This is a genomic window from Streptomyces sp. OfavH-34-F (assembly GCF_022347745.1).
Taxonomy (GTDB): Bacteria; Actinomycetota; Actinomycetes; order Streptomycetales; family Streptomycetaceae; genus Streptomyces.
Genome location: NZ_JAKRGC010000002.1, coordinates 81077 through 105402, shown reverse-complemented (window position 1 = coordinate 105402; position 24326 = coordinate 81077). Strand labels below are relative to the sequence as shown.

Genomic DNA, 24326 nt, shown 5'->3' with positions numbered 1-24326 from the left:
CACGACTTCCTGCGTACGGTCATCGCGCGGGCGTCCGACGATTCCCCGCCTACCCGCATGGCTGTCGAGGCGATTCGCGCGGCGCCCCCGGGCACGGATCGGGACGGCCTGGCCATGTCACTGCTTACAGGACCGCTCGCAAAGTCCGCGCCCGAGTGGCTGTTGGCCATGGCAGTGGAGAGCGATCTCAGTCGCGAACCGCGCCCGCACACGACGTCCGAGCGCATGGACCTGACCCGCGTCGCTCTGTCGCACCAAGCCTGCCCGGAGGCATACAGGGCGCAGGTCCTGCAGAAGTGCCCTGAAGCGCGACTCGGTGCCCTTGGCCGGAGAGAGGGTGGCGCAGCACTCATCCACGCCGTCGTCGCTGAGCTCCGCCGGCGGTCGACATCGCGCCTGCCCATCGCCCCCGAGCTGCTAAAGGATCCAACGCCCGCCCAGGTCGTTCTTGGTGAAAACGGCCTGCACGAGGACGTGTTCGTCGCAGCCCTCGACTGCCTCCCGCTCGGGCCCGACAGGCATGATCGCGAAGAAGACGTCGATACGTGGATGGATCGCCACCGTGCCGCAACCGACGCATGGGAAAGCATGTGGGACGGCGTCCTCCGGGCCCAAACCGAGCATCACCGCCGCCTGCTGGAATGGTCCGCAACGCACCCCGCCGCCGATCGCGTGGTGCGTGAGCACCTGCTCGGATCCATACCGTGGCACGTAGAACCAGCCTTGTTGGAGGAAGTCGCGGCACACAACCTGGAGTCCTTCGAGCGCGCGGTTCTCGTCACCCGGATTTCCCGGTCCTGCCGGGACGGGCTGACGCCCACGCAGGCCCGGGAGCGCTACGCCGACGCGTTGGCGGCCGCGTCCCAGGACGAGCGCGACTACGTGGAACGATTCCTCGACGAGGAGATGCAGTCCGAATCCATCCAGACCGTTCTTTGCCGCCTCGCCATCGACTGGGTGGAGCGGGCAGGAAGCCAAACCTGGCGGTTCCTCCTCAACCCCGGAGAGGCCCGGCGTTACGGCCGGCCCCGAGAATGGCTGGCGTCCCAGGAGCTCGTCGCCGCCCTCGCCACGCGGTTCGCAACCATCTGCCTTTCTGCTCTGAACCTCTGGGAACCGGAACCCGCCTCGCGCTATCGGGTCGTGCGCGACCTCGGCTGGTTGCACGCACTCCTCGTCCATCTCCCCGAAGTCACGGAGGAAACGCGGCAGAGGGCGCGTCTTGTAATTGAGGACACCAGGCGGTCCCTGGCTACCCGGTCCAGCGAATACGGCCACCCCTCCAACCATTCCGCGTCGGAAGAGAACCAACGGGCCGAGAAACTGATGGCCACCATCATGCCGCTCGTCACGGATCCCGTCCCTGCTCTGCCGGGCCGACGCACGGCCTCCCTCGGCGACCCACAAGGCATCCGGTTCAGACAGCTTGCCGACGCCGACGAGGCCGTTCTCGTCGCGTACCTGGACCGGCACACGGAGAACGATGCGCTCGTCGAGGAGGCCCTGCTCTCCTTCGCCGCCCGCTCCTACCGAAAGTCCCTCACCTTCGACGACGTACTGGCCCGTCACTCCGCTCCGCAGCAGACTCTGCTCGACCTCACACTGCACCTGCGAAGGCGCCTGGGCGGTGGGCCCGAACTGCGAGGAAGCTGGGCCGAGATCATGCTGGCCCGGCCCGAGTGCCCTCCGGAGCTGCTCCGGCTGCTGCCTGCCTGGTCAGCTCTCAAAGTCCGTGGTCCACGCTATGACACCACTCATCCCGCAGTCGCGGCCTACGTGTGCGAGGTGCTCGGAGACAGCGATGCTGCTTGGCAACGGTTCGCGGCAAGTCCCATGTCGCACGCCGGCCCGGGCGCCTGGCATCGGCTGGGCGACCTCCTCGGTGCGGCGGTCGAGGAAGTCGCTTGGCCGGCACCTCCGCCAGGACGCTGACGGCCTCCGTGTCGATCAGCCTCAGCCTCGTGGACCTACACCCGATCGCCGCGCCACGTACGGAGAGGCGTCAATGGCAGGTGCGGGCGGTTCGATCTCTGGGAGCCATCGGGGAGCCAACCCGCTTCCCGGGCCACTTCGAAACCACCCGCGCCCGCGACCGCCGACGCTCTGAACAGGAGAAGCGACTGTTGCATGATCAGGTGACACCTTGACCTGACTTGCTAAGCCTGTTTCTCCCGGAAGCATGGACCACCCTGGGCATCAAGGAGACCGACACGTTCGAGGAGCTCCGCCCCGACTTGCAGAGCACACTGCAACGTCTGGCAGGCCATGACGACATCACCGCGATCTGGACCTCCTTGGTGCGTACCGTGCTCGCCAAAACACGCGTCGAACCGTCGGGGGGACACGCGCGGACGCCCCGCACGGCTCTCGGCCACTTGCGCACGCGCTTGAACGTAGAACAAGAGCAACAGGTTCTCGGCATGACCTGTCACCAGGCGAAGGGCAGGGAATGGGACAGGGTTGGTGTGCGGCTGGAGCAGTCCGACGCGGCTGCGCTACGCAAGGGCCTCGACTCTTCCGACGAGGCACATCGCGCGCTCTACGTCGCGCTGACCCGGGCTCGACGCAGCACCCTGGCGGTGTAGCAATTCGTGAAAATGTTGCCCGTGGCGAGAGAAAGCCAGGCAACATGCTCCCTACGCGGTTGGAGTCCCTGTGCGGATAGCTGGTTCCAGGCGTGGAGGTGCCGGGGCGCGCAACTGCGAAGGAAGACAGGGCGGGGCTTTGGCGGCACGCCTCCGATGACCATCCTGGTCAGCCGAGGAAGCTGAAACGAACTTGAGGGCTGTCGTTCTCAATGTTCGTGCCGCCAACCTCGGTTGCGACAACCCTCAGCTTGTGCGAATCCCTGCCCGGAGCGAGGGCCACTACCCGGCGGGGCGGTCAGGCCCCGTCACCACCGCCACCCACGTGAGTAGCCAACCCCGTGCTCGGTCCCAACCGCGCCGAGCTCCGCCTCAGCCGGTGACAAAGGTCGGCGGCCAACCGAGACCTTTTCTCAAGTACCTGCTGACGCCACCGATACGGTGGGAGATACTACGGAAGGTTCCGATCCGACGATCATGCGCTGAGCTGGGGGAAACAGTGGCGGGCGCGAACGATCCATACGCACGTGAACTTGCTTGACAGGCCGGGGAATTGGGCGGCTCGCCATCGATCCGGACCGGTGCGCCTATGTGCGGTATCCGGTGAAGAGCACGGTGCAGTGACGGCGCGGCTCTCAGACAGACGGGTTCCGGCGACGGTCCAGCAGTTCGGTCACGGCCTTTCGGAGGGCTTCCGCGTTGGCGGTCTTCGGACCCGGCTCCTCGACCAGTCTCCGGAGGTCGCCCAGCAGTTGGTCGGTTCTCCGTATCTTCTCGCCCAGGGCCCGGAGGCGGGCACTCTGGCCGCCCACCTGTCTCCGGCTCGCGAGGAGCTGTTCATACTCCTCCACCGAGAGGGCGACCGACTCCACTCCTCCCAGGACGATGCGTAAGGGCTGTGGGCGTCTGGTCATGCGGGTTCCCCGTTCTCGTGGACTGTGGTCAGAACGTGAGTGGCCCCGGAAGGGTTCCGGGGCCACTCACCGTGCGACCGGCTCAGCGGTGCCGGAAGACGGGTGGTCGCTTCTCGGAGAAAGCTGCCATGCCCTCCTTCTGGTCGGCGGTCGCGAACGCCGAGTGGAACAGGCGGCGTTCGAAACGTACGCCTTCGGCGAGCGTGGTCTCGAAGGCCCTGCCGACGGCCTCCTTGGCCATCATCGCCACCGGCAGCGACATGCCCGCGACGGTCTCCGCGACCGCCAGGGCCTCCCCGAGCAGTTCGTCGGCGGGCACGACCCGCGAGACCAGCCCGGCCCGTTCGGCCTCCTCCGCGCCCATCGTGCGCCCGGTCAGGCACAGCTCCATGGCCTTGGCCTTGCCCACCGCGCGGGTCAGCCGCTGGGAGCCGCCGATGCCGGGGATCACCCCGAGCTTGATCTCCGGCTGGCCGAAGACCGCGGTGTCGGCGGCGAGCAGGATGTCGCACAGCATGGCCAGCTCGCAACCGCCGCCCAGGGCGTATCCCGCGACGGCCGCGACGGTCGGGGTACGCAGTTGCCCGAGCCGGTCCCAGGCCGCGAACCAGTCCGCGAGGTACATGTCCAGGTACCCCTGCGGCTGCATCTCCTTGATGTCCGCACCGGCCGCGAACGCCTTCGCCGAACCGGTGATCACGATGCAGCCGCAGCCGGGGTCCCGGTCCAGGGCCTCGGTCGCGGCCACGACGTCGTTCATGACCTGGAGGTTCAGGGCGTTGAGGGCCTTCGGCCGGTTGAGGGTGAGCAGCGCGATGCGGCCCTTGCGTTCGACCAGGACGGTCTCGTACTCGATGGTCATGCGGCTTCTCCGGTCCGGTCCCTGATGGTACGTACGATGCCGGAGAAGTCCTCCGTGTCACCGACCTGCTCGGCGTAGGCCGCGTACAACTCGGCCGCGCGCAATCCCAGTTCCGCGTGGATACCTCCCTCGCGCAGCGCGTTCGCCGCCAGGCCGAGGTCCTTCGCCATCAGTGCGGCGGCGAACCCGGGCCGGTAGTCACGGTTGGCCGGGCTGGCCGGCACCGGTCCGGGCACGGGGCAGTTGACGCTGAGCGCCCAGCACTGCCCGGAAGCCGTGGAGGCGACGTCGTACAGCGCCTGGTGGGTCAGGCCGAGGCTCTCGCCGAGGACGAACGCCTCGCTGACCGCGATCATGGAGATGCCGAGGATCATGTTGTTGCAGACCTTCGCCGCCTGGCCGGCGCCCGCGCCGCCGCAGTGCACGGCCTTCTTGCCCATGACCTCCAGCAGAGGGAGCGCCTCGGCGAACTCCGTCTCTCCCCCGCCCGCCATGAAGGTGAGGGTGCCCGCCTCGGCGCCGACGACCCCGCCGGAGACCGGCGCGTCCAGGGCCCGCATCCCGGCGGCCGCCGCGCGTTCCCGGGCGGTCCGCGCGTCGGTGACGTCGATCGTGGAGCAGTCCACGAACAGGGTGCCGGGCCGGGCCGCGGTGAGGACGTCGTCGTACAGGCCGAGCACCTGGCGACCGGCGGGGAGCATGCTGATGACCACGTCGGCGGTGGCGACCGCGTCGGCGGCGGAGGCGGCCGGCTCCACGCCGGTGCCGGCGGCGGCCTCCAGGAGCGCGGGGACCAGGTCGTGGCCAAGCACCCGGTGGCCGGCCCCGGCCAGGTTGGCGGCCATCGGGCCGCCCATGTGTCCGAGCCCGATGAACGCGACGGTCCTGCTCACCAGACCACCTCCCCGGTCGTGTCGGCTGGGGCGGCGAGCCCGAGTTCGTGCTCGCCCAGCGGGGCGAAGAACCGTTCGACGTCCGCCTCGGTGACGTCGGCGAGCGCCGGGGGCGACCAGTGCGGCCGGCGGTCCTTGTCGATGACCCGGGCCCGGATGCCCTCCACCAGGTCCGGGCTGCGCAGGCAGGCGCGGGATACGCGGTACTCCTGGTCGAGCACCCGCTCCAGGGCGCCGAGCCGACGGGCCCGGCGCAGCGAGGCCAGGGTGACCTTGAGCGCGGTCGGGGACTTGGCGAGCAGGGTGACACCCGTCTCGTCGGCGGCCGGCGCGTCCTGGGCGAGCAGCCGCTTGGCGATCTCCTCGACGGTGCCGGCCGCGAAGCAGTCATCGATCCACGTCCGCCCGGCCGCCAGCTGCCCTGGTGGCGGTTCCTGCACATGGCGCGCGAGGGCGTCGCGTACGGGCAGCCCGGCCAGATCGGCCACGAAGGACGGGGCGGCGGCCGAAGGCAGGAAGTGGTCGGCGAGCCCGCACAGCAGGGCGTCCGCCGCGCCGATCGGTGCGCCGGTCAGGGCCAGGAAGGTGCCCAGCTCGCCGGGGGCGAGCGCGAGCAGAAAGGTGCCGCCGACATCGGGGACGAAGCCGATGCCGGTCTCCGGCATGGCGACCCTGGACCGTTCGGTGACGATCCGCACGCTTCCGTGCGCGGAGACGCCCACGCCTCCGCCCATGACGATGCCGTCCATGACGGCGACGTACGGCTTGGGGTAGCGGGCGATCCGGGCGTTGAGGCGGTATTCGTCGCGCCAGAAGGCGGCAGCGGCCGTGCCGTCGCCGTGCCGGGCGTCGTCGTGGATGGCCCGGATGTCCCCGCCGGCGCACAGGCCGCGTTCTCCCGCGCCGGTGAGGACGACGGTCTCGACGGCCGGGTCGTGTTCCCACTCGGTGAGCGCGTGGTCGATGCGGAGCACCATCTCGTGGGTGAGTGCGTTCAGGGCCTTGGGGCGGTTGAGGGTGATGTGGGCGGCGTGGCCGGTGGTACGGAAGAGGACGTCGTTCATCCGAACGCCTCCGTCAGTCCCCGGGCGACGATGACGCGCATGATCTCGTTGGTGCCTTCCAGGATCTGGTGGACGCGCAGGTCGCGGACGATCTTCTCGATGCCGTACTCGTTGAGGTAGCCGTAGCCGCCGTGCAGTTGGAGCGCGCGGTCCGCGACGGCGTATCCAGTGTCGGTGGCGAAGCGCTTGGCCATTGCGCAGAGGTACGGGGCCTGCGGATCGCCCCGGTCCAGGGCCTGGGCGGCCTGCTGCACCAGGGCGCGGGCGGCGGCGAGCTCGGTGGCCATGTCGGCGAGGCGGAAGCGCAGTGCCTGGGCGTCGAGGAGCCGCTGCCCGAACGCCTCGCGGCCGGCGAGGTGGGCCAGGCTGCGGTCGAGGGCGCTGCGGGCGCCGCCGAGCGAGCAGGCGGCGATGCCGAGGCGGCCGCCGTTCAGGCCGTTCATGGCGATGCGGAAGCCCTCTCCCTCGCGGCCGATGAGCCGGTCGGCGGGGACGTGTACGCCGTCCAGGATCACCTGGCGGGTGGGCTGGGCGTTCCAGCCCATCTTCCGCTCGTTGGGCCCGAAGGAGAGGCCCGGGTCGTCCTTGTCCACGAGGAAGGCGGAGACGCCGTCCGCTCCCCGGCCGCCGGTTCGGGCCATGACGAGGTACAGCTGGGTGGCGCCGGCGCCGGAGATGAACTGCTTGACGCCGGTGAGCAGCCAGCCGTCCCCGTCCCGCTGCGCGCGGGTGGTGAGGGCGGCGGCGTCCGAGCCGGCGCCCGGTTCGGTCAGGCAGTAGCTGGCAAGGTCCTCCATGGCGCACAGCCGGGGCAGATGGCGTTCGCGCTGGGCCTGGTCGCCGTACCGGTCGATCATCCAGGCAACCATGTTGTGGATGGAGAGGTAGCCGGCGATGGACGGGCAGCCGGAGGCGAGGGTCTCGAAGACGAGGACGCCGTCGGCGCGGCCGAGCCCCGAGCCGCCGGACTCCTCCCGGACGTAGACGCCGCCGAGTCCGAGCGCCGCGGCCTTGCGCAGGACGTCGACGGGGAAGTGCTTGTCGCGGTCCCAGTCGAGGGCGTGCGGGGCCAGGTGGTCCTGGGCGAAGTCGAGGGTGGTCTCCGTGAGGGCCTGCTGGTCCTCGGTGAGCAGGGTGCTGGTCATGGCCGCTCAGCCCATCGTGGGGATCGTGAAGCCGACACCCTCGCGCAGGCCGGCGGGCCAGCGCGAGGTGACCGTCTTCGTACGGGTGTAGAAGCGGATGGCATCGGGACCGTGCTGGTTGAGGTCACCGAAGCCGGAGCGCTTCCACCCTCCGAAGGTGTGGTAGGCGACCGGCACCGGGATGGGCACGTTGACGCCGACCATGCCGGTGTCGACGCGTCGGGTGAAGTCACGGGCGGTGCCCCCGTCACGGGTGAAGATCGACACCCCGTTGCCGTACAGGTGCTCACTGGGCAGGCGCAGGGCCTCCTCGTAGTCGAGGGCGCGTACGACGCACAGCACCGGGCCGAAGATCTCCTCCTGGTAGATACGCATGGCCGGCGTCACCCGGTCGAACAACGAGGCCCCCGCGAAGAAACCGCCCGCATGCCCGTCCAAGACGAAGTCCCGCCCGTCCACGACAAGTTCGGCCCCTTCCTCGACGCCGAGGTCGACGTAGGAGCGGACCCGTTCGACTGCCTCCGGACCGACCAGCGGGCCGAAGTCGGCGTCGGGGTCGTCGCTGCGGCCGATCCGGAGCGTGCCGATGCGCTCCTTCAGCCGGGTCACCAGCGCGTCGGCGGTCTTCTCGCCGACCGGGACGGCGACGGAGATCGCCATGCAGCGCTCCCCCGCCGAGCCGTAGCCCGCGCCGATCAGGGCGTCGACGGCCTGGTCGAGATCGGCATCCGGCATCACGATCATGTGGTTCTTGGCACCGCCGAAGCACTGGGCGCGCTTGCCGTAGGCGGCGGCCGTGGCATAGACGTGGGCGGCGACCGGTGTGGAGCCGACGAAGCCGAGGGCGGCGACCCGGGGGTCTTCGAGGAGGGTGTCGACGGTCTCGCGGCCGCCGTTGACGACGTTCAGGACGCCGGGCGGCAGCCCCGCCTCCACGAACAGTTCGGCGAGCCGCAGTGGGACGGAGGGGTCGCGCTCCGAGGGCTTGAGGATGAAGGCGTTGCCGCAGGCGAGGGCGGGTGCGGCCTTCCACAGCGGAATCATCGCGGGGAAGTTGAACGGGGTGATGCCGGCGACGACGCCGAGCGGGGAGCGCAGGGAGTGGACGTCGATGCCGGTACCGGCGTTGTCGGTGAACTCCCCCTTGAGCAGGTGCGGGATGCCGGCCGCGAACTCCACTACCTCCAGGCCCCGTTGGATGTCGCCGTGCGCGTCGGCGACCGTTTTGCCATGCTCGGCCGACAGCAGCCGGGCGAGCACGTCCTTCTCCCCCTCCACAAGCTGGAGGAACTTCATGAAGACCCTCGCACGCCGCTGCGGGTTCCACTCGCCCCATGCGCGCTGCGCCTCGACGGCGTCGGCGATGACCGCCTCCGTCTCGGCGCGGTTCGCGAGGGGCACCAGGGCTTGCACCTGGCCGGTGTTGGGGTCGTACACCTCACCGTACGCCCCGGAGGTTCCCGGGACACTCTTGCCGCCGACAAAGTGGGTCAACTCGCGCGCGGAGGCGCGTTCGTGCTCGCGGACCATGACTGCCTGCTCTCGTCAGGAGGGATCCGGGGACGGCGCGCCGGGGCGCGCACCCGCGCCGGAGGCGTAAGGATGCGGTGGGCGCGAGATCGCGAATGGCCGGAGGCCCCGTCAGACGGCGGGCTCACCTGGGTCGTGGATACATACCGGTGCCATGCGTGTCAGCTCCATCCTCGTGGACAACACAGAACATCCCGCGGCCGGTATCCTGACTCCCGGATCAGCGCTCGCCATCCGCCTTCCCGACGTCCAACTCGTCAGTGGCGTAACGCTCGACGGCGTACTCCCCGGTCACAGTGGCGGGACCGTGCCGGATTCACACCGGCTTCCCTGCACCGCGGGCCTTGTACTCGCGACTATATAGTTGGACGTCCTAGTAAATCCAGAGGTGCGTCCCGGCATGTCGTAGGCTGGGCACGCAGCTGGTTCGCCCCGTCCGCCAGGCGGGATGCGTCGTAAGAGGGAACCCGGTGGGAATCCGGGACTGCCCCGCAGCGGTGAGTGGGAACGACCGCCGTCATACGCACTGGACCCGAGACGGGTCTGGGAAGCGACGGCCAGTAGGTGCCCTCCGGTACGGAGGGTGTGCCCGCGAGTCCGAAGACCTGCCAACTGCCCGCGTACGGACCGCTCCGTACGTGGACATTCCGGTGACCTCGTGGGCGGGTCGGCGTAGACATCCGGCGGACGACCGTGCCCGTCGGGTCGTCGTCACCTTCGCGTTCTCGTCCTGTCTCCGGGATTTCAGGGATTCGTCTCGCGAAGGAGATCTCCGTGACAGCGAAGTCCGCAGCCGCGGCACCACGCGCCACCGTGTACGGCTACCCCCGCCAGGGACAGAGCCGGGAACTCAAGAAGGCCGTCGAGGGCTACTGGAAGGGCCGCGTCAGCGCGGACGCCCTCCGGCAGACCGCCGCACAGCTCCGGCACGACAACCGGCAGCAGCTCGCCGACGCCGGCATCCAGGAAGTCCCTACCGGTGACTTCTCGCTCTATGACCACGTCCTGGACACCACCGTCATGGTCGGCGCCGTCCCCGAGCGCCACCGCGAAGCCGTCGCGGCCGACGCGCTGGACGGCTACTTCGCCATGGCGCGGGGCACGCAGGCGGTGGCGCCGCTGGAGATGACCAAGTGGTTCGACACGAACTACCACTACCTGGTCCCCGAGCTCGGCCCCGACACCGTCTTCACCGCGGACTCCACCAAGCAGGTCGCGGAGCTCAAGGAGGCCCTGGCCCAGGGTCTTGCCGCGCGGCCGGTGCTGGTCGGCCCCGTCACCTATCTCCTGCTGGCCAAGCCGGCTCCCGGCGTGCCCGCCGGCTTCGAGCCGCTGACCCTGCTGGACCGGCTGCTGCCGGTGTACGCGGAGGTCCTGGCGGATCTGCGTGCGGCGGGTGCCGAGTGGGTGCAGCTGGACGAGCCGGCCCTCGTCCAGGACCGTACCCCGGCCGAGCTCGACGCCGCCGCGCGCGTCTACCGCGGCCTCGGCGCGCTCACCGACCGGCCGAAGCTGCTCGTCGCCTCCTACTTCGACCGGCTGGGCGAGGCGCTGCCGGTCCTGGCCAAGGCCCCCGTGGAGGGCTTGGCGCTGGACTTCACCGAGGCCGCCGCCGCCAATCTGGACGCGCTGGCGGCGGTCGGGGGGCTGCCGGGCAAGCGCCTGGTCGCCGGTGTCGTCAACGGCCGCAACATCTGGATCAACGACCTCCAGAAGTCGCTGTCCACACTCGGCACCCTGCTCGGGCTGGCCGACCGCGTCGACGTCGCTGCCTCCTGCTCGCTGCTGCACGTCCCGCTCGACGCCGCCGTCGAACGGGACATCGAGCCGCAGATCGTCGGCTGGCTGGCCTTCGCCCGGCAGAAGACCGCGGAGATCGTCACCCTGGCGAAGGCCCTCGCGCAGGGCACCGGCGCCATCATCGGCGAACTCTCCGCCAACAAGGCCGCGCTGGCCTCCCGGGCGGACTCCCCGCTCACCCGCGACCCGGCCGTGCGAGCCCGTTCGGAGGCGGTGACGGACGCGGACGGCCGCCGCTCCCAGCCGTACAGCGAGCGGACCGCAGCCCAGCGGGCCCACCTGGGGCTTCCGTTGCTGCCGACGACGACCATCGGCTCGTTCCCGCAGACCGGCGAGCTGCGCACGGCCCGCGCCGACCTGCGCGCCGGACGCATCGACACGGCGGGTTACGAGGAGCGCATCCGGGCCGAGATCCGGGAGGTCATCGCCTTCCAGGAGAAGACCGGCCTCGACGTCCTGGTGCACGGCGAGCCCGAACGCAACGACATGGTGCAGTACTTCGCGGAGCAGCTGACCGGCTACCTCGCCACGCAGCACGGCTGGGTGCAGTCGTACGGCACCCGGTACGTGCGTCCGCCGGTCCTCGCCGGGGACATCTCGCGCCCCGAACCGATGACGGTCCGCTGGACCTCGTACGCCCAGTCGCTGAGCGGCCGCCCGGTCAAGGGCATGCTCACCGGTCCGGTCACCATGCTCGCCTGGTCGTTCGTCCGCGACGACCAGCCTCTTGCCGAGACCGCCCGGCAGGTCGCCCTCGCCCTGCGCGACGAGGTGAACGACCTGGAGGCGAGCGGAACTTCGGTGATCCAGGTGGACGAGCCCGCGCTGCGCGAGACGCTGCCGCTGCGCGCCGCCGACCGTGCGGCCTATCTGGCGTGGGCGACCGAGGCGTTCCGGCTCACCACGAGCGGGGTACGGCCGGACACCCAGATCCACACCCACATGTGCTACGCCGAGTTCGGTGACATCGTCCAGGCCATCGATGACCTGGACGCCGACGTCATCAGCCTGGAGGCCGCCCGCTCCCACATGCAGGTCGCCCGCGAGCTGGCCGCCCACGGCTATCCGCGTGAGGCGGGGCCAGGGGTCTACGACATCCACTCGCCCCGCGTCCCGAGCGCCGAGGAGGCCGCCGAGCTGCTGCGTACGGGGCTGGAGGCGATCCCCGCCGAACGGCTCTGGGTGAACCCCGACTGCGGCCTCAAGACCCGTGGCTGGCCCGAGACCCGGGCCTCCCTGGAGAACCTGGTCGCCGCCGCCCGTACCGTCCGGGCGGAACTGCCTGCCTCCTGAACGGGGTTGCCGGGGGCCGGGACGTCACCCGCGTCCCGGCCCCCGGCCGGCCGCGCCCGGGTCGAACACGTACAGGTCGAGGATCTCGGGCATCGGTGCCACGCCCGGACCACCCGCACGCACCCAGGCGATGACGTCCTCCGTCGCCTCGGGGTCGTTGACCAGCCCGAGCCACACCGGCCGGGCCCCTGCGCGGCGCGCTTCGGCCGAAGGCTGGACGACGATGACGTTGGCCTGCTCGCACACGTCCAGGCACTCGGAGACACGTATCGGGACGGTCGAGCGCAGGCGCCCGGTCTGGGCCGTGTGGTCGCCCGGCACCTTGACCGTGCCGCAGCAGCAGTCCCGGCATACCGTCACCCTGCTGGGCGCGGAGGCCGTTGCGGTAAGGCCAGTTGTTCGCGGCATGGCGCCGTCCGCCTCTCACCGGGGAGGTCCGCCCCGGGCGTTGTGGAGGTGGCGACGGTGTGAGTGTCTGGCTCGCGGGTCGTGCCCGGTCACAGTGGCGGGACCGCGCCGGATTCACACCGGCTTCCTCAGCTTCCGTCGCCCGATTCGGCGCTCATCGTCTCATGACCCCCGGGGCGGTCCACCGGCTGAGGTGCGGTGAAGCGGGCCGGGGCACGGAAGCGGGCCCGGCGGGAGGCGCGGCGGAACGTCGTGAGCACGGCAGGGCCCGCGAGCAGGACGCACACGAAGTTCGTCACGGCCCGGCCGGTGTCCCAGCCGAGGGAGGTGGCCAGGTCGAAAGCGACGTAGCGGTGCCACTGCTCGGTGAAGGGCAGGCCGGGCAGGTAGGCGATGGAGCTGTTCGGGTCCAGGGAGAAAGGCCAGAAGGAGAGGTTGAGGAGGAATCCGAAGAGGTAGCCCGACAGGGAGCCGTAGCCGGCGAGCAGCAGCACTTCGCGGCGGCCGGTGGCGCGCGGGAGGAATCCGGCGAGCATGCCGACGAAGGCGCAGCCGAACATCTGGTACGGCATCCAGGGGCCGACGCCACCGGTGATGAGCGCGGAGGCGAACAGCGAGGTGCAGCCGAGGGTGAAGCCGAAGCCCGGGCCGAAGACGCGGCCCGCGAGGACGAGGACGAAGAAGACGGTCTCGATGCCCGCCGTGCCCGCGCCGAGGGGGCGCAGCGCGGCGTTGACGGCGGACAGCACGCCCAGCATGGCCAGGGCCTTGGAGTCGATGCCGCCCTCGGCGATCTCGGAGAGCACGACGCACAGGATCAGGACGAGCAGCACGCCGAAGATCAGCGGCGGCGCGTAGTTCGAGCCGAAGGTGCCCGGCGCCACGACGAACGGCCAGAAGAAGGCGACGATTCCCAGGAGCGCCGCCATGGCGATGACGAGGGAGACGCGCAGGTTGAGCCGGATCGCGGACGCGGTCGGTGTGCTCGGGGTCGTCACGGCTGATCGCCCTCCGGTTGGTGGCCGGCCTCGCCGCCGCCGGGTGCGGCCAGTGCGGCGGTGACCTGGTGGACGGTGAGGTAGGGCAGCGGGGCCAGGATCTTCGCCGTCTGGGGTGCGAAGACCGGGGAGGCGACGATGACGTCCGCGGTGGGGCCGTCGGCGACGATCTCGCCCTCGGCCATGACGACCACCCGGTCGGCGGCGCGGGCGGCGAACTCGACGTCGTGGGTGGATACGACGATCGCGCGCCCTTCGGCGGCCAGTGCGTCGACCGTCTCCACGAGCCTGCTCTTGGCCCGGTAGTCGAGGCCCCGGGTCGGTTCGTCCAGGAGCAGGACGTCCGGGGCCGCGGTGAGCTGGATGGCGAGGACGAGTGCGAGTCTCTGCCCTTCGGACAGGTCCCGAGGGTGGGTGCGGTCGGGGATTCCGGGGGCGAGCCGGTCCAGGATCTCGCGCGCGTTCCGGCCGTTCGCGGACTCGGTGTCCGCCTGGGCGAGTTCCTGCTCGACGCTTTCCAGGTAGAGGAGGTCGGCAGGGGTCTGCGGGACGAGGCCGACCAGTTGCCGGGCCCGGGCGGCGGTCAGGGTCTGGGGGTCGGCGCCACGTGGCGTGCCGTCGGCCACGGATACGGTGCCCGAGTGCCGGGCCCCGGTGCCCTGGAGGGCCCACAGCAGTGAGGACTTGCCGGACCCGTTGCGTCCCATCAGCGCGGTGACCTCGCCCGCGTGCAGGGCGAGGTCGACTTCGCGGACGGCGGGGACGGCCTTGTAGACGACGGTCACCTTGCGGGCGGTGAGCAGGCCGGGCCGGCGGGGGGCGGGCGCCCGGCGGACGGGGGCCGGGGCGTGGCCGGTCAGCCGGGTGCGCAGCTCGCGGGCGGTGCGTCTGGCGTCGCGGATGGACAGCGGGAGGGGATCCCATCCGGCGGCGCGGCCGAGCTCCACGATGGGGGGTGCGATGGCGGAGGTGCGCAGGATGTCGGCGGGGGCGCCGATGCGGACGTGGCCGTCGCCGGGGAGGTGGAGTACGCGGTCGGCGTACTGGACGACGCGTTCCAGGCGGTGCTCCGCCATGAGGACGGTGACGCCGAGGTCGTGGACGAGGCGGGTGACGGCGGCCAGGACCTCCTCGGCCGCGGTGGGGGCGAGGGCGGACGTCGGCTCGTCCAGGACCAGGACGCGGGGGTGGCTCGTGAGGACGGAGCCGATGGCGACGCGTTGCTGCTGGCCGCCGGAGAGCTCGTGCAGGGCACGGTGGCGCAGGTCGGCGAGCCCCAGCAGGTCCAGGGTCTCCTCGACGCGTTTGCGCATGGTGGCCGGCGGGACGGCCAGCTGTTCCATGGCGTACGCGAGTTCCTCCTCGACGGTGTCCGTGACGAATCCGTCGAGGGGGTCCTGTCCCACCACGCCGACGACGTCCGCGAGTTCGCGCGGCGGATGGTGGGCGGTGTCCCGGCCGTCGACCGTGACCCTGCCGTACAGGGTGCCGCCGGTGAAGTGCGGGACGAGGCCGTTGACCGCGCCGAGGAGGGTGGACTTGCCGACCCCGGTGTGGCCGACGACGAGGCACAACTCGCCCTCCTCCACCGTCAGGTCGACGTCCCGGAGCGCCGGTCCCGCCGCGTCGTCGTACTCGATGGTGACCTGGTCGAAGGTGATCACGCGGTTCCGGCTTTCGGGTCGGTGCGGTGGGTCGCGGCCGGCGGTGGGGCGAGGAATCCGGCCGCGCCGGCCAGCAGGATCGCCGAGGTCGGCACCAGTGGCAGATCCGGCCAGGTGAGCGGGTAGAACGTGGGGTTGAGCTGGGCGGGGTCGTAGCCGAGGTTGGCGAACAGCAGGACCGCCGAGAGCACACCGCAGCCGGCGACCAGCCACTCGGCGGCCCGCCAGGGGTCGGGCCGGTAGGTCGTACGGGTGACGCGGCGGCCGCCGAGACGGAGCCCGGCGACACACAGCGCCGCGCCGACGCTCATCGCGGGCAGGCCGAGGAAGGCGGGGGCGGTGGCGTCGAGGAGTCCGTACGCCCCCGCGCACAGTCCGCACATGCCGAGGAGCATGAGGGCGCCGGTGATGCGCCGGGAGGTGCGGGTCGCGGTGCCGGCACGGCCGTAACCCCGTGAGTCCATGGCGGCGGCCAGGCGCAGCGACCGCTCCAGGGCGTCCTCCAGGACGGGCACGACGGTGCCGCGCAGGGCGCGCGGCCCCCGGGCCGGGCCGGCCCTCAGCTTCCGTGCTCGGGAGACGCGTTGGACGCTTTGCACCAGTTGCGGGGCGACGCTGATCGCGACGGTCACGGCGACGCCGAGTTCGTACAGCGCACCGGGCAGGACGCGCAGGGCCCGCTTCGGGTTGGCGAGGGTGTTGGCGGCGCCGATGCAGCACAGCATGCACGCCAGGCGAAGTCCGTCCGTGGCCGAGGACAGGACCGCCTCCAGGGAAACCGGGCCGCCGAGCTGGATGCCGGCGTACCAGTCGGGGGTGGGGACGTGGGGCAGGGCGAACAGGAAGTGGTCGTGCGGGGTGATGCCGGTGGAGAAGACCGCGCGGAAGGTGACTCGGATCGCCACCACGGTCAGTGCCAGGTACAGGTAGTACTTGAAGCCGCGGGCCCAGGGCGCTGTCGTACGGCGTGCCGTGACGACGTAGCCGAGGACGGCGAACACCAGGAGGAGCAGCAGCGGGTTGGCGGTACGGCTGACGGCGGTGGCGAGGGCGAGCGCCCAGATCCACCAGGCGAGCGGGTGCAGGCCGCGGGGCAGCCGTCGGCCGCTCCGGTCCGGTGCGGGACCGGGCGGGGCGGCGGGCGGCTGCGCGGCGGTGCGGGCCACCGAGGTCACTCGTGCCGCCTGCGGCGGGCGGCGTAGAACGCGGCACCTCCGATGAGCATCACGAGGGCCGCGCCGGCGACGACCGGCAGCACCGAGCCGGAGTCGTGGGGGGCGTCGGCGGTCGGTTCGGCGTCGAGCACGGGGGTCTTGGCCTGGGCGGCCGGCGCGTCCGCGCTCGGGGTGTCCGAGGGGGACGGCGACGGTGACTCACTCGTCTCGGGTTCGAGTTCGGGTTCGGGCTTCATGGACTCGGGCGGCCTGGACGCCTTCGGCGTCTTCGAGTGCGTCCGGGACGGGGTGTTCTCCTGGGTGGCGCCCCGCTCCGGGGCGGGGCCCGTGTCGGCGTCGGGCGGCAGGTCGGGCGCCTTCTCGGTGGACGCGGGTGAACCGGCCCCGGTGGGCCTGGTGTTGTGGGCGCGCAGCTGGTCGGGGGTGACCTTGGGGCGGCCCTCGGTCCCCCCGATGTCGGTCCCGCCGAAGATCCACAGGTCGACGCTGCCCGGCTTCGGCCGGTAGAGCATGGCACCGAGTTGGCTGTACTCCCAGTCGTTCGCACCGGGGTCGGCGTGCCAGTACGACCAGTAGGCGGACGCCGGTGGCGTGAGGACGCAGTCCTCCTCGGACGTGGGCGGGAACTGCTTGCCGCTCCTGTAGCCGCTGAAGCCGATCCGGCAGATGAACGCGGGTCCGTCGTGCCCGGTCCCCACCGTGCGCCAGCCGCCCTGGTTCAGCAGCTCGTAGCCGGTCGTCGGAGTCGTCCCGCAGGCCCGGTAGATGGGCCCGCCCCAGTGGCTGAAGTCGACGGCGAGGACCGCGCCCGACGTGGTCGTGCACCGGCCCATGGGCTGCGGGTCGGCCGCGGCGGGGGCTGCGGTCGCACCCAGGCCGGCGAGCGCGAGGCCGAGCGCGGCCGCCAGGCGCGCGAGGGTGGGCAGGACCGCCCGCCTCATCGCCCTGCCCCTGCCGCGACGCGGCGCCGGGCGGCGACGACGGCCCACCAGCCGAGGGCGCTGAGCAGCACGGCGAAGGCCGCGAGGGCGGTGATCCGGATGCCCGTGGAGGCGAGGGCGCCGCCACCGGAGCCGTCCGCGTTCACGATGCCGCCGCCCGGCCCGGAGGTGTCGCCGCCGGGCGTGACGATCTGCGGGGTGGCGTCGGGGTCGTCGCTCGGGGTGGGCTGGGCGGACGTCCCGTCGAGGCTTCGTTCCAGTTCACCGAACGAGATGCCGGTGGCGCCGCTGACAGCCTGGGTGGATGCCCGCAGGTCGGAGCCCTTCTGGCCTTCCCCGGCGACCTTGAATCCGCCGTCCGTGTTCTGCTGCCCGGCGAGGAACTCCAGCGCCGAGTCGATCTCCTCCGTGTACGTGGCTCTGTCGAGGGACAGCCCCTGCACCGCGAGCGCCGCCGAGTTGACGGAGTTGCCCGCGGCTCCCGGAAAGCCCCCGTCCGGAAGCTGCTGGGAGGCGATCCATTTCAGGGCCCTGGCGATCGCGGCGTCCGCCTTCTCGCCGCCGGCGAGGTCGAGTGCCATCGCGGCGATGGCGGTGGAGTCGACGTCGGAGTCGCCGGTGGGCGGAATCAGGCTCGGCCAGGCGCCGTTGTCGTCGTTCTGCAGGCTCGCCAGGTAGGCGAGCGGCGCCTGCGCGTTGTCCTTGTCCCCCGCGCGCAGCTGGGCCATGACGGCGAGAGACTGCGAGAAGACGGAGGGGGCGTAGGTGTAGGCGCCCTCGGCGGCGCAGGAGCGGTCCGGTGCGGTACTCGCGGCCGGGCACACCGCCTTGTCCAGGGCGGCGATCAGGTCGTGCCCGGCGAAGTCGCGCGGGTCGCGTCCGACGGCCTCGGCGAGCAGCGCGGTCTTGCCGAGCGAGCCGCCGGCCGCGTGCTCGGTGCCGGCGCCCGTCCAGTCGTTGACCGTCCGCCCTTCGCCGTCCTTGCCCTCGTCGTCCAGGAAGTCCACGATGCCGCGCAGCTTCGCGTCGTCGAGGCCGGTGGCGGCGAGCGCGTAGGCGCCGTCGATGGTCAGGCCGAAGTCGGCACGCCCGGACCCGGGGCCGACCGGGTAGTACCGGCCCTGCTTGAGCTGCGTCGCGCCGGTGAGGTAGGCGACGCCCTTCTTCAGGTCGGGGCCGTTCCCGGGGGTCGGCGCCTCAGTCGGGGTCGGGGTCGGTTCGGTGGTCGGCGGGTCGGTCGGTTCGGCCTTCTCGGTGGTGAGCGTCGCCAGGTCGGTGCGGGCACCCGCGAGCACGGCGACGGGGGTCGCGTACAGGGTGGGGTCGGTGGCGTCCTGGTCGAACCCGAAGCCGCCGCCCTTGAGCTGGACGCGCGAGAGCCAGCCCTCGGCGGCGTCGGCGCGCTTCGTGTCGCCGGCCGCGCGCAGCGTCTGGGCGGCGTAGGCGGTGGCGATCACGTCACCGGTGGTGGACCCGGTCCAGCCGGGGAAGGCCCCGGTGTCGAGCTGTTCCTTCGCGAGGTAGTCACGGGCCTTGGTGACGGCGTCGTCGTAGCCGCCCGCCGTGTGCAGGACGAGAGCGATCAGCCCGGTGGTGCCGGCGTCGCCCTCGCAGCGCTCGCCCGGCTGGATGAGGATGCTGGTGATGCCGCCGTCCTTGCACTGGACCTGGACCAGCCGCTCGACCGATGCGGTGTCCGGCTTCTCGCCTGCCCGCAGGAGGGCGAGGACGGCGCGGGCCTGCTCGTCGGCGTAGGTGATGCCGCGGATGTCGCCGGGAGCGGTACAGCCGTCGCCGGGGGCCCGCTCCGTGCACACGTTGCCGGTGAGGTCGGCGATCAGGTCGCGGCCTCCGAAGGAGTGCGCGTCGCCCTCGGTGGACTCCGCGAGGAGGGCGAGCCGGGAGGCGGCGCCGGTGGCGGGGGGCCGGCCCTGGCCGTCGGGCGCGACGTAGGCGTCGACGTGGGCGGCGAGGAACGAGGTGATCTTGTCCAGGGTGTCGCTTCTGCCGTCGGCGGCGGCCAGCGCGTACGCGGTCTCCGTCGTCAGCAGGTAGTTCGGTGTCTCGGCGCCCTCGTCCACGATCCGCTCGCCCTCGGTGAGACTCTGCCTCAGCCAGGTCGCGGCGGCGGCGATGTCCACCTTGCCGGGTGCCCCGGTCGGCTCACCGCCGGGGCCGGGGAGCGATCCGCCTCCGGCGCGTACGTCATCGGGGCTGAAGGAGGGCCTGCCCCCTGTGCCTCCGATGTCGGTGCCGCCGTAGACCCACGCGTCGACGTCACCGTCCTTGAGCTTGCGCCCCATGGCTCCGTACTGGCTGTAGGACCAGTCGTCATCCTCGGGCGAGGCGACCCAGTAGGACCAGTAGGCGGTGGCCTGCGGGGTGAGGACGCAGGCTTCCTGGCCCGGAGTCGGGTACTGGGTACCGGAGTTGAAGGCGCCGTACCCGATACGGCAGATGAAGGCCGGTCCGTCGTGCTGGGTGCCGGCGGTGGTGAAACCCGCTTCGTGCAACAGCTCGTAACCGGTGGTGGGGGTCGTGTCGCAGCCCCGCTCGACGGTGCCGCCGAAGGGCCCGAAGTCGACCGCGACGACCGCGCCATCGGTGGCCGTGCAATCGCCGACCGGGGCCGCGGCGGCGCGCTGGGCGCCGGGCAGGAAGGCGAAGCAGACCGCGGCCAGGAGGCCGAGCGCGCAGAGCGCGGCCGTGCACATGCTCTGCCGTCTTCGTGCGCCTGTGTCCGGGCACTGCATGGTCCCCACCGGACCCCCTCCGGGTGTGGCCGATGCGGGGGTACGAAGACGTGGCAGCAGCACGCCGCACGAGTTCCCGGGGAACCGCGCGCGTCGTTACGGGTCGCACCACGCCGTAGTCCGCGACGGCGTCTGTTGCTGTGGAACAAGCCCCAGGTACTCCGGCTCACCCGATCCAGTCGGGTCTACGGTTGCGGGTCAGCGCCGGACTTCGACCGGCTTCCCCTGGAACAGCTTGCGTATCGAGGCGAGTGGAGCATGTGTTCGCGCCGTCCGTCAAGGGCGCCCCGTGCGCGATGCCGAGGCGGGCCGAGGCACCTTGGCGCAGTCCCCCGGCATCCGGTACTGTCCCGCACTGCCGAGTGGGGGAACCCGGTGGGAATCCGGGGCTGACGCGCAGCGGTGTGGGGGCATCAACCGCCTCCGAGCCCGAATGCCCAAGCGGCGATGGCTATCCGGAAGTCGGTCCACGCGTTCACGGACGGCGGCCAAGTCCGTCGCGTGCGCTTCACCAGGGCCGACGAACGGGCGGGTCGGCGTCCCTTCACCCTGGAGCACGCCATGTCCCGTTCCGCCCTTCTCCACCGCGCCGCGCTCACCGCGGTCGCCGCGCTGGGCGCCTTCGCGCTCACCACACTGCCGGCGGCCGCCACCGCCACCCCCGCGCAGATCGCCACGTCCAAGACGAACGGTGTGACATACCTCAAGTCCCTTCAGCAGCCCGATGGTTCGTACGCGGGCACGGGCCTGTCCAACGAGTGGGCCTTCAGCGCGCTCGCGGCGGCGGGCACCGCCGCGGTGGACGTCACCCCCGGCGGCGACACGACCAAGAACGCGCGGACGGTGTACAGAAACCTCCTCTCCGGCAGCGGCTGGCCGTCCGCCTCCCCGGTCGTCACCGATTACGAGCGGGCCGCACTCAACGCCTACGCCGCCGGGATCGACCCCGCACGTGTCTCGGCGGCACGCAACCTCGTCGCCGACGTCTACCGCTATTGGCAGACCGCCGAGCCCGGATACTTCGGCTCCTCCGCCAACTTCAACGGCACGGTGTTCGCCGCACTGGCGCTGAACGGTGCCAGGACCACGGCCGGCGGAATACGTGTCCCGCAATCGCTTCGCGACGCGGTCATCAGTCGTATCCGGGCCAATCAGCATGACGACGGTGGCTGGAACTACGGCAAGGCGGAGGGGAGTCCGAGCGAACTCGCCACCGACAGCGACATCGACATGACCGGCGCCGCCATGGCCGCGCTGTGTGTGTCGGGGGTCGCGAACACCGACCCGGACATCGTCCAGGCGAAGACGTTCCTCAAGGGCAAGCTGATCGCCAACACCGGCGCGTTCGACGCCATGTTCGGCGTCAATACCGATTCCAACGGCTGGGCCGTCTCCGGTCTCAACGCGTGCGGGATCAACCCCCAGACCGGTGACTTCCTCACCAGCAAGGGCAAGACCCCGGTCGACTTCCTGATCGGCCAGCAGTTCAACCCCGGTGGCGGGTTCAAGTACCTCCCGTCCGACACCACGCCGCAGGCGTACGCGTCGATCGACGGACTGCGCGCGGTGGCGGGCGGTGGCTTCACGGCCACCCCGCCGGTGCCGGTCACATCGGGTGCGCCCCAGTGGGTGGGGCAGACCTCGCTGACCTCGGGCACCGCGACGTCCTTCGCGCTGACTGTGGACGACGGTACGGGCAGCCTGAAGGTGTGCTCCGTGACACTCACGCCGACCGGGTCCACGACCACGCTCGGAGCGGTCCTGGACGCGGCCACGAGTGCGGCCGCCCCGTCCGGCTGCGTCAGCGGCGTCACCCCCTCCTCCGGGACCGGGCAGCTCACCTCGCTCAACGGCAAGGCCAACAGCGGCTCGGACACCTGGAAGGCGAGCGTCGACGGATCGGCCTTCACCACCGCCGCCCGCAACCGCTCCATCGGCGTCGGCGACACGATCGCCCTGCGGTGGGGCGCCTGACTGTGAACATCCGGCTGGTCCGCCGCGCGGCGGACCAGCCTTCACAGCATGTCGTTCCACCTCGTCGGCCTACCGGGTGGGCTCTTGCGGTATCGGGCCGACAGGGTGATCGGCTCGTTCCGCGACCGGGAGCAGCCAGCCCTTATTGCACATATATTGCACCTACTGATTGAGCGCAGAAGGGCGGAGAGGTCGTAGTGAGCGCACCGGTGGTGTTGGGGATCGAGTCGTCGTGCGACGAGACCGGCGCGGGCATCGTCTCGGACGGCAGGCTGCTGGCCCATGTGGTGGCGTCGAGCATGGATGAGCACGCACGGTTCGGCGGCGTCGTGCCCGAAATCGCCTCCCGGGCCCACCTCCAGGCGTTCACACCCGTGGTACGCCAGGCTCTCGATGAAGCCGGACTGCGGCTCGGGCAGATCGACGCCGTGGCTGTGACCACCGGGCCGGGCCTGTCCGGCGCCCTGCAGGTCGGTCTGGCCGGCGCCAAGTCCCTCGCCTACGCCGCGGGCGTCCCGCTGTACGGCGTGCATCACCTGGCCGGGCACGTCGCCGCCGACACCCTGGAGCACGGTCCGCTTCCCGAACCGTGCGTGGTCCTGATCGTCTCGGGCGGCCACACCAGCCTGCTGCTGGTCCGGGACTTGGTGCGCGAGCCGATCGTGCACCTGAGCGACACCCTGGACGACGCGGCCGGCGAGTGCTTCGACAAGGTCGCCCGCATCCTGGGCCTGCCCTACCCCGGCGGCCCCGCCATCGACCGCGCGGCCCGGACGGGGAACCCGGAGAGCGTCGCCTTTCCACGGCCGCTGACCAAGAGCGGTGACGATCCGTATGCGTTCTCCTTCTCTGGCCTCAAGACAGCCGCGGCCCGCTGGGTGGAACAGCACCGCCTGCGCGGTGAGGAGCCCTCGGTCGCCGACGGCGCCGCCGCGCTCCAGGAGGCCGTCGCCGACGTCCTCACCCGCAAGGCGGTCCGTGCGTGCCGCGACCACGGCGTGCGCACGCTGATCGTGGTCGGCGGCGTGGCCGCGAACTCCCGGGTACGGGCGATGGCGGAGCAGCGCTGCGCGGTGGCCGGGATCGAGCTGCGGGTGCCGCCGATGACACTGTGCACGGACAACGGGGCCATGATCGCGGCCGTCGGCGACCTGCTTGTGCGCTCCGGCGCCGGGCCGGCCCCGCTCGATGTCTCGATCGACCCGTCCGCGTCCCTGACATATGCCTCCCTCACGCCGTTGTCGACCCGGGCCGCCTGATGCGGGTGGCAGCACCGGCGGCGTGCACGACCAAAGCTCCCGGAAGACGAGTGCCCTTCATTCCGCAGCAGGCCCGCCTTTGCGTACCGGATCGGACCATCACGCCGGACGGCGGTGATCAGCTTCCCGAACCGGCGCGGCGCGTCGGTCGGCCGGGCGTGCCACTGCCGCGCGCGAGTGGGCGGCCGGGAACGAAGGGCTTCCCCGAGAGCCGGAGACTTGCGCCGGCGCCTCCTGGACGCATTCCGGTCCGGGTTTCCCCGGTGAGAGGGAGGATGCGGCATGCCTGAACAGTCCGCCGACGAGAACGCGCCGGCCGTGGACCGGGCGGCTCCCGCGCCGCGGCTTCGGGGTATCGGCCACATGACTGGTGCGCAGGGCACGGCGGGCGACGTACCGATGGACGAGATGGTCGAGGCGCTGCGCGACGTGGCACGGCTGGGAGGATTCTTCGCTCTTGACGCGGACTCGGGCCCCGCGCGCGGCGAGGTGCGTCTGACACCGGAAGCATTCGAGGTGCGGGCTCGGGCCGTCAACGAACGCTACGGTACGGCCGAAGCCCGCATCGGCGTCTCCATCGCCCATCTCGGACTCGCGGCACGACTGTGGTCGCCCGTCCTGGCCTGCGCTCTCGTCCACGGCATCGTGCCCCTGATGACCACCGTGGAATGGGCCGGCGAGGGCTCGGCCCTCCGGCTGGCCGGCCCCCGGGGCAACCGCGCCCCGCGTCCGGTGCCGGCACTGGCGCATGCGGTGGCCGCGCAGGCCGACGGCGTCCTTCAGCGCCTGGAGAGCCACCTGCCCGGCAGGATGGCACCCCGGCTGCTCGCGGGGAACTCCGCATCCGCGCTGGTCGGCTCCGCTGCGCAGTTGCTGAGGTACCGGCCCGGCCTGCGGGCGCCGGTCACCGAGCTGACGCGCGAACTCCTGGAGACGGGAAGGCTGCCCGGTACCGGCCGGATCACCGGCCCCGGGCTCACGTTCCGCCGCCGCAGCTGCTGCCTGTACTACCGGGCACCGAACGGCTCGAAGTGCGGGGACTGCTGCCTGGCCCGGTGACCGGGTCCG

General features: G+C 71.5%; 18 protein-coding genes and 5 riboswitches. Of the genes, 6 read left to right on the top strand and 12 right to left on the bottom strand.

Annotated elements, in window-relative coordinates; genetic code table 11:
- The first annotated feature begins 57 nt into the window (after window positions 1-57).
- Complete coding sequence (locus tag MHW47_RS01175) at window positions 58-1932, top strand: hypothetical protein (protein ID WP_239220669.1); 1875 nt, start codon at window positions 58-60, stop codon at window positions 1930-1932.
- 221 nt (window positions 1933-2153) lie between these two features.
- Complete coding sequence (locus MHW47_RS01170) at window positions 2154-2585, top strand: 3'-5' exonuclease (protein ID WP_239220668.1); 432 nt, start codon at window positions 2154-2156, stop codon at window positions 2583-2585.
- Window positions 2586-3220: 635 nt separating this feature from the next.
- Here the strand turns inward: MHW47_RS01170 and MHW47_RS01165 are convergent.
- From MHW47_RS01165 to MHW47_RS01140, 6 genes are all read right to left on the bottom strand, one after another.
- Complete coding sequence (locus MHW47_RS01165) at window positions 3221-3499, bottom strand: hypothetical protein (protein ID WP_239220667.1); 279 nt, start codon at window positions 3497-3499, stop codon at window positions 3221-3223.
- Window positions 3500-3581: 82 nt separating this feature from the next.
- Window positions 3582-4361 carry an enoyl-CoA hydratase gene (locus tag MHW47_RS01160; protein ID WP_275448705.1) on the bottom strand — a complete coding sequence of 260 codons (780 nt, stop codon included), beginning with the start codon at window positions 4359-4361 and terminating at the stop codon, window positions 3582-3584.
- Window positions 4358-5254: a 3-hydroxyisobutyrate dehydrogenase gene (gene mmsB, locus MHW47_RS01155; protein ID WP_239220666.1), complete on the bottom strand. Its 897-nt coding sequence runs from the start codon at window positions 5252-5254 to the stop codon at window positions 4358-4360. Before mmsB ends, MHW47_RS01160 begins: the two co-directional genes overlap by 4 nt.
- On the bottom strand, window positions 5251-6318 hold the full coding sequence (locus MHW47_RS01150; protein ID WP_239220665.1) for an enoyl-CoA hydratase/isomerase family protein: 1068 nt from the start codon (window positions 6316-6318) through the stop codon (window positions 5251-5253). Before MHW47_RS01150 ends, mmsB begins: the two co-directional genes overlap by 4 nt.
- On the bottom strand, window positions 6315-7463 hold the full coding sequence (locus MHW47_RS01145) for an acyl-CoA dehydrogenase family protein (protein ID WP_239220664.1): 1149 nt from the start codon (window positions 7461-7463) through the stop codon (window positions 6315-6317). The genes MHW47_RS01150 and MHW47_RS01145 overlap by 4 nt, the downstream gene beginning before the upstream one ends.
- A gap of 6 nt (window positions 7464-7469) precedes the next feature.
- Window positions 7470-8993: a CoA-acylating methylmalonate-semialdehyde dehydrogenase gene (locus MHW47_RS01140; RefSeq protein WP_239220663.1), complete on the bottom strand. Its 1524-nt coding sequence runs from the start codon at window positions 8991-8993 to the stop codon at window positions 7470-7472.
- A gap of 180 nt (window positions 8994-9173) precedes the next feature.
- A riboswitch (cobalamin riboswitch) is annotated at window positions 9174-9355 on the bottom strand.
- A gap of 44 nt (window positions 9356-9399) precedes the next feature.
- A riboswitch (cobalamin riboswitch) is annotated at window positions 9400-9621 on the top strand.
- A gap of 146 nt (window positions 9622-9767) precedes the next feature.
- Between MHW47_RS01140 and metE the strand changes: the two genes are divergently transcribed.
- A complete protein-coding gene (metE, locus tag MHW47_RS01135) occupies window positions 9768-12086 on the top strand; it encodes a 5-methyltetrahydropteroyltriglutamate--homocysteine S-methyltransferase (RefSeq protein ID WP_239220662.1) in 2319 nt (772 codons plus the stop codon).
- A gap of 24 nt (window positions 12087-12110) precedes the next feature.
- Here the strand turns inward: metE and MHW47_RS01130 are convergent, their stop codons facing one another.
- The 6 genes from MHW47_RS01130 to MHW47_RS01105 form a co-directional block, all read right to left on the bottom strand.
- A complete protein-coding gene (locus MHW47_RS01130) occupies window positions 12111-12494 on the bottom strand; it encodes a hypothetical protein (RefSeq protein WP_239220661.1) in 384 nt (127 codons plus the stop codon).
- A 61-nt stretch (window positions 12495-12555) separates the two neighbouring features.
- A riboswitch (cobalamin riboswitch) is annotated at window positions 12556-12624 on the bottom strand.
- Window positions 12623-13423, bottom strand: coding sequence for an ECF transporter S component (locus tag MHW47_RS01125; RefSeq protein ID WP_239220690.1), 801 nt, complete (start codon window positions 13421-13423; stop codon window positions 12623-12625). It overlaps the preceding riboswitch by 2 nt.
- A gap of 65 nt (window positions 13424-13488) precedes the next feature.
- A complete protein-coding gene (locus MHW47_RS01120) occupies window positions 13489-15156 on the bottom strand; it encodes an ABC transporter ATP-binding protein (protein WP_239220660.1) in 1668 nt (555 codons plus the stop codon).
- Window positions 15153-16331, bottom strand: coding sequence for an energy-coupling factor transporter transmembrane component T (locus tag MHW47_RS01115; protein WP_374230037.1), 1179 nt, complete (start codon window positions 16329-16331; stop codon window positions 15153-15155). Before MHW47_RS01115 ends, MHW47_RS01120 begins: the two co-directional genes overlap by 4 nt.
- Window positions 16328-17272, bottom strand: coding sequence for a hypothetical protein (locus MHW47_RS01110; protein ID WP_239220659.1), 945 nt, complete (start codon window positions 17270-17272; stop codon window positions 16328-16330). The genes MHW47_RS01115 and MHW47_RS01110 overlap by 4 nt, the downstream gene beginning before the upstream one ends.
- A complete protein-coding gene (locus MHW47_RS01105) occupies window positions 17269-19986 on the bottom strand; it encodes a prenyltransferase/squalene oxidase repeat-containing protein (protein WP_374230036.1) in 2718 nt (905 codons plus the stop codon). Before MHW47_RS01105 ends, MHW47_RS01110 begins: the two co-directional genes overlap by 4 nt.
- A gap of 172 nt (window positions 19987-20158) precedes the next feature.
- A riboswitch (cobalamin riboswitch) is annotated at window positions 20159-20290 on the bottom strand.
- 100 nt (window positions 20291-20390) lie between these two features.
- Window positions 20391-20464: riboswitch (cobalamin riboswitch) on the top strand.
- Between the two features lie 122 nt (window positions 20465-20586).
- On the opposite strand from MHW47_RS01105, the gene MHW47_RS01100 reads away from it, so the two are divergent.
- The 3 genes from MHW47_RS01100 (at window position 20587) to MHW47_RS01090 (ending at window position 24317) form a co-directional block, all read left to right on the top strand.
- Window positions 20587-21999, top strand: a complete 1413-nt coding sequence (locus MHW47_RS01100; RefSeq protein ID WP_239220657.1) for a hypothetical protein — start codon at window positions 20587-20589, stop codon at window positions 21997-21999.
- A gap of 209 nt (window positions 22000-22208) precedes the next feature.
- Complete coding sequence (tsaD, locus tag MHW47_RS01095; protein WP_239220688.1) at window positions 22209-23258, top strand: tRNA (adenosine(37)-N6)-threonylcarbamoyltransferase complex transferase subunit TsaD; 1050 nt, start codon at window positions 22209-22211, stop codon at window positions 23256-23258.
- A gap of 363 nt (window positions 23259-23621) precedes the next feature.
- Window positions 23622-24317, top strand: coding sequence for a (2Fe-2S)-binding protein (locus MHW47_RS01090; protein WP_239220687.1), 696 nt, complete (start codon window positions 23622-23624; stop codon window positions 24315-24317).
- Window positions 24318-24326 lie beyond the last annotated feature (9 nt).

Excerpts from the sequence above, each read along its gene's own strand:
- MHW47_RS01130 (WP_239220661.1), bottom strand. The coding sequence starts at position 12,494 with ATGCCGCGAACAACTGGCCTTACCGCAACGGCCTCCGCGCCCAGCAGG.
- MHW47_RS01165 (WP_239220667.1), bottom strand. The coding sequence starts at position 3,499 with ATGACCAGACGCCCACAGCCCTTACGCATCGTCCTGGGAGGAGTGGAG.
- MHW47_RS01175 (WP_239220669.1), top strand. The coding sequence starts at position 58 with ATGGCTGTCGAGGCGATTCGCGCGGCGCCCCCGGGCACGGATCGGGAC.
- MHW47_RS01110 (WP_239220659.1), bottom strand. The coding sequence starts at position 17,272 with ATGAGGCGGGCGGTCCTGCCCACCCTCGCGCGCCTGGCGGCCGCGCTC.
- MHW47_RS01140 (WP_239220663.1), bottom strand. The coding sequence starts at position 8,993 with ATGGTCCGCGAGCACGAACGCGCCTCCGCGCGCGAGTTGACCCACTTT.
- MHW47_RS01150 (WP_239220665.1), bottom strand. The coding sequence starts at position 6,318 with ATGAACGACGTCCTCTTCCGTACCACCGGCCACGCCGCCCACATCACC.
- MHW47_RS01105 (WP_374230036.1), bottom strand. The coding sequence starts at position 19,986 with ATGTGCACGGCCGCGCTCTGCGCGCTCGGCCTCCTGGCCGCGGTCTGC.
- MHW47_RS01145 (WP_239220664.1), bottom strand. The coding sequence starts at position 7,463 with ATGACCAGCACCCTGCTCACCGAGGACCAGCAGGCCCTCACGGAGACC.
- MHW47_RS01125 (WP_239220690.1), bottom strand. The coding sequence starts at position 13,423 with ATGGCGGCGCTCCTGGGAATCGTCGCCTTCTTCTGGCCGTTCGTCGTG.
- MHW47_RS01160 (WP_275448705.1), bottom strand. The coding sequence starts at position 4,361 with ATGACCATCGAGTACGAGACCGTCCTGGTCGAACGCAAGGGCCGCATC.
- MHW47_RS01100 (WP_239220657.1), top strand. The coding sequence starts at position 20,587 with ATGTCCCGTTCCGCCCTTCTCCACCGCGCCGCGCTCACCGCGGTCGCC.
- MHW47_RS01090 (WP_239220687.1), top strand. The coding sequence starts at position 23,622 with ATGACTGGTGCGCAGGGCACGGCGGGCGACGTACCGATGGACGAGATG.